The 6070-nt window shown below is 72.9% G+C and carries 6 protein-coding genes and 1 pseudogene; 3 read left to right on the forward strand and 4 right to left on the reverse strand.

What is annotated here, in order from left to right:
- Both DQW06_RS18390 and DQW06_RS18395 read left to right on the forward strand, forming a co-directional pair.
- Positions 1-423 (forward strand): annotated as a pseudogene (locus DQW06_RS18390) (LLM class flavin-dependent oxidoreductase); the annotation flags it as partial.
- Positions 424-527: 104 nt separating this feature from the next.
- A complete protein-coding gene (locus DQW06_RS18395) occupies positions 528-1253 on the forward strand; it encodes a Mut7-C RNAse domain-containing protein (protein ID WP_117198988.1) in 726 nt (241 codons plus the stop codon).
- 31 nt (positions 1254-1284) lie between these two features.
- On the opposite strand, the gene DQW06_RS18400 is transcribed toward DQW06_RS18395, so the two are convergent.
- From DQW06_RS18400 to DQW06_RS18415, 4 genes are all read right to left on the reverse strand, one after another.
- The gene (locus DQW06_RS18400) at positions 1285-2469 is read right to left on the reverse strand and encodes a GDSL-type esterase/lipase family protein (protein WP_013153034.1); all 1185 of its coding nucleotides are present in this window, start codon (positions 2467-2469) and stop codon (positions 1285-1287) included.
- Between the two features lie 88 nt (positions 2470-2557).
- Positions 2558-3127, reverse strand: a complete 570-nt coding sequence (locus tag DQW06_RS18405; RefSeq protein WP_117198989.1) for a TetR/AcrR family transcriptional regulator — start codon at positions 3125-3127, stop codon at positions 2558-2560.
- 161 nt (positions 3128-3288) lie between these two features.
- The gene (corA, locus tag DQW06_RS18410) at positions 3289-4263 is read right to left on the reverse strand and encodes a magnesium/cobalt transporter CorA (RefSeq protein WP_013153032.1); all 975 of its coding nucleotides are present in this window, start codon (positions 4261-4263) and stop codon (positions 3289-3291) included.
- 153 nt (positions 4264-4416) lie between these two features.
- Positions 4417-5421, reverse strand: a complete 1005-nt coding sequence (locus tag DQW06_RS18415; RefSeq protein ID WP_117198990.1) for a YafY family protein — start codon at positions 5419-5421, stop codon at positions 4417-4419.
- 219 nt (positions 5422-5640) lie between these two features.
- Between DQW06_RS18415 and DQW06_RS18420 the strand changes: the two genes are divergently transcribed.
- On the forward strand, positions 5641-6070 hold a 430-nt coding region (locus DQW06_RS18420), incomplete at its 3' end, for a VOC family protein (protein ID WP_157983482.1).

The following is a 6070-nucleotide window of genomic DNA, read 5'->3' on the forward strand; positions in this document are numbered from 1 at the left end:
CCCACCGCCCCCGTCCCCGTACTGGCCGGTGCCCGCGGACCGCGGACCCTGCACCTGAGCGGACAGGCCGCCGACGGCACCATCCTGGACGCCGCGGCGGGAGTGGACGGCGTGCGACGGGCACGGAGGCTGGTCGACCAGGGGCGCGAGGCCGCAGGGCGTCCCGGCCACCACCCCGTGACCGTCTACCTGCTCGCCGCCACCGGCCCCGGCGCCGACCGGCGCATGGCCGCCGAACTGCGCGCCGAGGGCCTGACGCCGCAGACCGGCGTGGCCGGAGACGCCGACCGCGTCGCCGAGGCGGTGCGGCACATGGCCGAGGCCGGAGCCGACACCGTGGTGTTGCAGCCCACGGCCGACGAGCCCGACCCCGAGGGCTTCGTGCGCTTCACCGCCGAACGGGTCCGCCCGCTCCTGTCCTGAACCGCGCACCGGCCGCGCCGGGTACCTGCCGCACCGCGGCCCGCCGCGACCGATCGGCCCCATGGTCCGCGGGCGGGAACGGCCCGCTGGAAGGAAGAGAACCGATGCTGGACCTGAGCTTCGCGCCCGAACTGCGGTTCTTCCTGCCCTCACGGCACCGGAGCGGAACCGTGCGCCTGGAGGGCGACTCCACCTCCACCCTCGGACACGTCGTCCAGTCGTTGGGCGTACCCCTGACCGAGGTCGGCGCGCTGCGCGTCGACGGCCGCACCACCCCCGCCTCCCACATCCCCGCCCCGGGCGAGGCCGTGGAGGTCCTGCCCGTGCAGTACCCGCAGCGCCTGCCCTTCGCCGAGCCGCGGTTCCTGCTCGACGTGCACCTGGGCACCCTGGCCCGGCGCCTGCGCCTGCTGGGTCTGGACACCGCCTACGACAACGACCGCGACGACCCCTCCCTGTTCCGCCAGGCCAACGCCGAGGACAGGGTGCTGCTCACCCGCGACCGCGGACTGTTGAGCCGCAGCGGCCTGCGGGCGGGCGGCTACGTGCGCGAGCAGCGGCCCGCCGGGCAGCTGCGCGAGGTGCTGGAGCGCTTCGCTCCGCCTCTGCGGCCCTGGACCCGCTGCCCGGCGTGCAACGGCGCACTGGTGCACGCCGCCAAGGAGGAGGTACGCGAGGACCTGGAGGCGGGCACCCGCGCCACCTACGACGTGTTCGCGCGCTGCTCCGGGTGCGAGCGGGTGTACTGGCCCGGCGCCCACCACTCCCGGCTGGCCCAGATCGTGCGCGAGGCCCAGGAGCTGGTGTCCGCGCGCTCCGGACCGGCCTGACCCGCGAGGGAAGGGCGGGCCGGTCGGGCCTTCAGGGTCTGTGGCCGTGGAACGGGCCGCCCGCGCCGAAGGCGCGTTCGGCGAAGCGCTCACCGATGCGCCGGTGTGTGGCGGCGTCCGGGTGCAGGTCGTCGGGCAGCGGCAGTTCGGCGTTGTCCGCCTCACCGTAGAGTTCGCGGCCGTCGAGGTAGTGCAGGTTCGGGTCCTCGGCCGCGCGTTGGCGCACGACACGCGACAGCTCCTCGCGGATGACGGTGAGCGTCAGCTTTCCGGCGGCCCGCTCGCCGGGGTCGCCGGTGGCCCGGAACCGCAGTTCCCCGGCGCGCAGGGAGTCCGGGTCGAAGGCGCACGGGCCGGGTGTGTCCTCGTGGATGGGGCACAGGATCGGCGAGACGACCAGCAGCGGTGTGCTGGGGTGCCCCTCCCGGAGGGTGTCCAGGAAGCCGTGCACCGCGGGACCGAAGGCGCGCAGGCGCATCAGGTCGGCGTTGACCAGGTTGATGCCGATCTTGAGGCTGATCAGGTCGGCGGGGGCGTCGCGCATGGCGCGGGCCGTGAACGGGTCGAGCAGGGCGCTGCCGCCCAGGCCGAGGTTGACCAGTTCCACACCGCCGAGGGAGGCGGCCAGCGCGGGCCAGACGGTGGTGGGGCTGGCGGCGTTGGAGCCGTGGCTGATGGAGCTGCCGTGGTGCAGCCACACCCTGCGTCCCCGGTCGGGTGCGGGTTCGACGGCCGCGTCGGTGCGCAGGGCGACGAGTTCGGTGGTCTCGTTGTGCGGCAGCCAGATCTCGACGTCCTTGACGCGGTCGGGCAGGTCGGTGAAGCGCACGGTGGCCACGGGTCCGGGCCGGTGCTCGACCGAGCCGGTGGCCATGTCGACGGTCAGGGTGTCGCCGCCGGTCGCAGTGGCCTGGTCGACGAGGCGTCCGTCCACGAGCAGGTCGTACACGCCGTCCGGGCGGGGCGGGGCCCCCGTGTAGGCGCGCTTGGTGGGCAGCGTGTCGAGTTCGAGGGCGGTGGCCCGGGTCCGCAGGGCCAGCCGTACCCCGGAGGGCTGGGACTCGGCCATGAGCAGCTGCGGGTCCCCGCACTGGGCGCGGGCCCGCGCGGGCAGCCGGTGCGGCAGCACGCCGCGCTCGGTGCGCTCCAGGTCGAGGGCGCCGCGCAGGAGGTCCGCGGTGAGGGGTGTGGTGGTCCAGTGCTGCTGGGTGTTCATGGTGTCAACCTGGTGGTCGGGGCCGTCGTGAAGTCTGGTGGGTCGGCGGGCGCGGCTCGGCGCCGGCGGGAGGGTGCGGGGGCCGCGGTCAGGGCTCGGGCCAGTTGCACAGCAGGGCGTCGAGGGCGTCCAGGGTCCGTGTCCAGGTCTCCTGGGTGTCGGGGGCGCTGTGGCTGAACCCTCCGCCCAGTTCCAGGGTCACGTAGCCGTGGAAGACGCTGCCCAGCAGGCGGACCGCGTGGGTCTGGTCCGGCTCGGTCAGGTCGTAGCCGCGCAGGATCGCCCGCGTCATCTGTGCGTGCCGGACACCGGCGCTGGCGGCGGCCGTCTGCGGGTCGAGTCTGAGCTGGGCCGCGGCGTAGCGGCCCGGATGCTCGCGGGCGTAGTCGCGGTAGACGTTGGCCAGGGCGGTCAGGGCGTCCTTGCCCGCCCGTCCGGCCAGGGCGTCGGCGGCCCGGTCGGCGAGTTCCTCCAGGGCGAGCAGGGCGATCTGTGTTCTCAGGTCCTGGGAGTTGCGCAGGTGTGAGTACAGGCTGGCGACCTTGACGTCGAAGCGCCGGGCCAACTCCGAGACGGTCACCCGCTCGAAGCCGACCTCGTCTGCCAGCTCTGCTCCCGCCTCGGTGAGGCGTTCGGTGGTCAGTCCCGCGCGTGCCATAACCTCTCCCCTCTCTGCCGGAAACCACTGTACTTTTTCCTAAGGGTGTTAGGCAAGGGGTTGTGCGTATCAGGGAGGAGCCTGTGCGGTGCGGAGAGGGGATCCGCGTTCGTGGACCGTGCCCGGACCGGCGAGGAAGCCGCGCCCCCGGCCCGGGGCGTCTACAACCAGCCGTTCTTGCGCAGCCGGTGGTAGGCCAGGCCGGAGGCGCCGACCATCACGCCCATGATGAGGGGGTATCCGAACAGCCAGTGCAGTTCGGGCATGTGGTCGAAGTTCATGCCGTAGAACCCGGCGATCATGGTGGGAATCGCGATGACGGCCGCCCAGGAGGAGATCTTGCGGACGTCCTCGTTCTGCTGCTTGCCCAGCAGGGCCAGGTGGGCGGTGAGCGCGCTGGTGAGCAGCTCGTTGTGGTCGTCGACCTGGTCGTCCACCCGCAGCAGGTGGTCCAGGACGTCGCGGAAGTACTCCCTGGTCTCCTCGAACCGCTGGATGCGCCCCTTGGCGATCTCCTCCAGCACCGGGATGAGCGGGCTCTCCGCGCTGCGGAACTCCAGCACCTCGCGTTTGAGGTGGTAGATGTCCTCGGTCACGTCCGAGCCGCGGGGACGGAAGACCGCGCGCTCCAGCTCGATGATGTCGGACTCGATCTCGTGCACCACCGTGCCGTAGTGGTCGACGATCTCGTCGCACACCCCGTAGAGCACGGCGGCGGGGCCCATGGCCAGCAGGGTGGGATCGGCCTCCAGACGCCTGCGGACGCGGTCGAGCGGATTGGCGGCGCCGTGGCGGACACTGACCACGAAGTCCTCGCCGATGAACAGCGTCGCCTCGCCGACCTCGACGTCGGAGGTCTCCTCGTGGTAGGCGAGCGTCTTGACCACGGCGAACAGGGTGTCGTCGTAGTGTTCCAGTTTGGGGCGCTGGTGGGCGGTGAGCGCGTCCTCCACGGCCAGGGGGTGGAGGGTGAGCTCCTCCTCGATGAGGCCGAACTCCTCCGCGGTGGGTTCGTGGAGCCCGATCCACACGAAGCAGTCGCCCTGCTCGCGGCGGGCCTCGTCGAAGGCGTCGCTGATGTCGCCCTCGATCTCCTGGCGCCTGCCGTCGTGGTAAATCGCCTTGTCTATGATCACGAACCATCATTATGGGCGCTGCATCCCCTTCTGTACGCCCGATTCCGCGCACCAAAGGCCTCCCGGCCGGGGCTTCGAACCCCCACCGGTCTCACCCGTCCGGGGCCGGGGCCGCCCGCGCCCCGGAGTGCGGCGATCCGCCCTCCGGCGCGGTCAGCGCTCGGGGGCGCGGGCCTGACGGCCGCCGCCCGCGTAACGGCGGGCCAGCCGCGCGAAGGCGTCCTCCAGCTCGGGCGGTCCGACGACCTCGAAGTCGGCGTCGAAGCGGCCGACGGCCGAGGCCAGGCCGACCCACGACCAGGAGCCGAGGACCAGGCGGCAGCGCTCGGGACCCACCTCCTCGACCAGCCCGTCGTGCGCGAAGGGAGCGACGGCGCGGGCGGGCAGGTCGAGGATCACCTCACCGCGGCAGGGCCAGTCGACCGTTCCGTCCGAGCCTCGGAACCTGCCGATGAGGAAGGCCGCCACATCACCCCCGGGCACCTCCCGAGGGGTGAACCGGGGGCCGTTGGGACTGCGCAGCGCGATGCGGTCCACCCGCAGGGTCCGCCAGTCCTCGCGCTCGACGTCCCAGGCCAGGAGGTACCAGTGCCCCGCCCAGGTGACCAGGTGGTGGGGCTGGACCCGGCGCGGGCCCACGGCGGCCTCGTCCCGGGAGGCGGACCGGAAGGCGGGGGCGTAGTCCAGGCGCAGTTCCTCGCGGGCGTGCACGGCGGCGCTGATCGCCGTGAGCAGCCCGCCGTCGGCCCGCGCCTGCGGGGCGGAGGGCGGGGCGACCACGGCGACCCGGACCGCGTTGATCCGTTGGCGCAGGCGGGCGGGCATGACCTGTCGAACGGTGTTGAGGGCGCGCGCCGCGGCCTCCCCGATCCCGGCGCCGGTGGCCGTGGCCGCCTGGAGCGCGACGGCCAGCGCGACGGCCTGCTCGTCGTCGAACAGCAGCGGGGGCATCCGCGACCCCGCGTCGAGCCGGTACCCGCCGTCGGGCCCCTTGAAGGTCGTGATCGGGTAGCCGAGTTCGCGCAGACGGTCCACGTCACGTCGGACCGTGCGCGCACTGACGTCCAGCCGGTCGGCCAGGTCCTGCCCCGACCAGTCCCGGCGGGTCTGGAGCACGGAGAGCAGCGCCAGCAGGCGGGCGGAAGTCTTCATCACCATGGGATCCATCCTGCTGGAAGTAGAGGACACACCCTGGCCCCTACCCCTGCCAATGTGAGACCGCAGACGCCGACGGGGACCGACACAGGCGCGGTCATCGCGGGTCACGGCCCATCGGCGGCGGGCACCAGGTGCCCGCCGCCAAGGGGAGCGGCGGCGTCCGCCCGTGACACGCACCCGCTCGGCGCATGTCCACACCCACACGACCAGGGAGCCGGCATGTCCGTCACGACCACGACCCACCTGAACCTGCGCGGCGACGCCCGCGCGGCGCTCGACTTCTACCACTCCGTCTTCGGCGGGGACGTCGTCGCCGTCACCTACAAGGACGCGGGCAACGTGACCAACCCCGACGAGGCGGACTGGGTGGTCTGGGGCCAGGTGGTCGCGGACAACGGGTTCCGCGTCATGGCCTACGACGTGCCCTCGGCGATGCCGTGGGACCAGGGCGAGAACGCCGTCTTCGTCTCCGTGCGCGGTGACAGCGCCGACGAGATCACCGGCTTCTGGGAGAAGCTGTCCGTGGGCTCGACCATCGTGCAGCCGCTGGAGCCCTCCCAGTGGGCGCCGCTCTACGGGATGCTCAAGGACCGCTTCGGCGTCGTCTGGGTCCTGGAGCATCCCGTAGAGCGGCGCCCACTGGGAGGGC

This window comes from Nocardiopsis sp. TNDT3, from assembly GCF_003427465.1.
Lineage (GTDB): Bacteria > Actinomycetota > Actinomycetes > Streptosporangiales > Streptosporangiaceae > Nocardiopsis > Nocardiopsis dassonvillei.

Excerpts from the sequence above, each read along its gene's own strand:
- DQW06_RS18400 (WP_013153034.1), bottom strand. The coding sequence starts at position 2,469 with ATGAACACCCAGCAGCACTGGACCACCACACCCCTCACCGCGGACCTC.
- DQW06_RS18405 (WP_117198989.1), bottom strand. The coding sequence starts at position 3,127 with ATGGCACGCGCGGGACTGACCACCGAACGCCTCACCGAGGCGGGAGCA.
- DQW06_RS18395 (WP_117198988.1), top strand. The coding sequence starts at position 528 with ATGCTGGACCTGAGCTTCGCGCCCGAACTGCGGTTCTTCCTGCCCTCA.
- DQW06_RS18415 (WP_117198990.1), bottom strand. The coding sequence starts at position 5,421 with ATGGTGATGAAGACTTCCGCCCGCCTGCTGGCGCTGCTCTCCGTGCTC.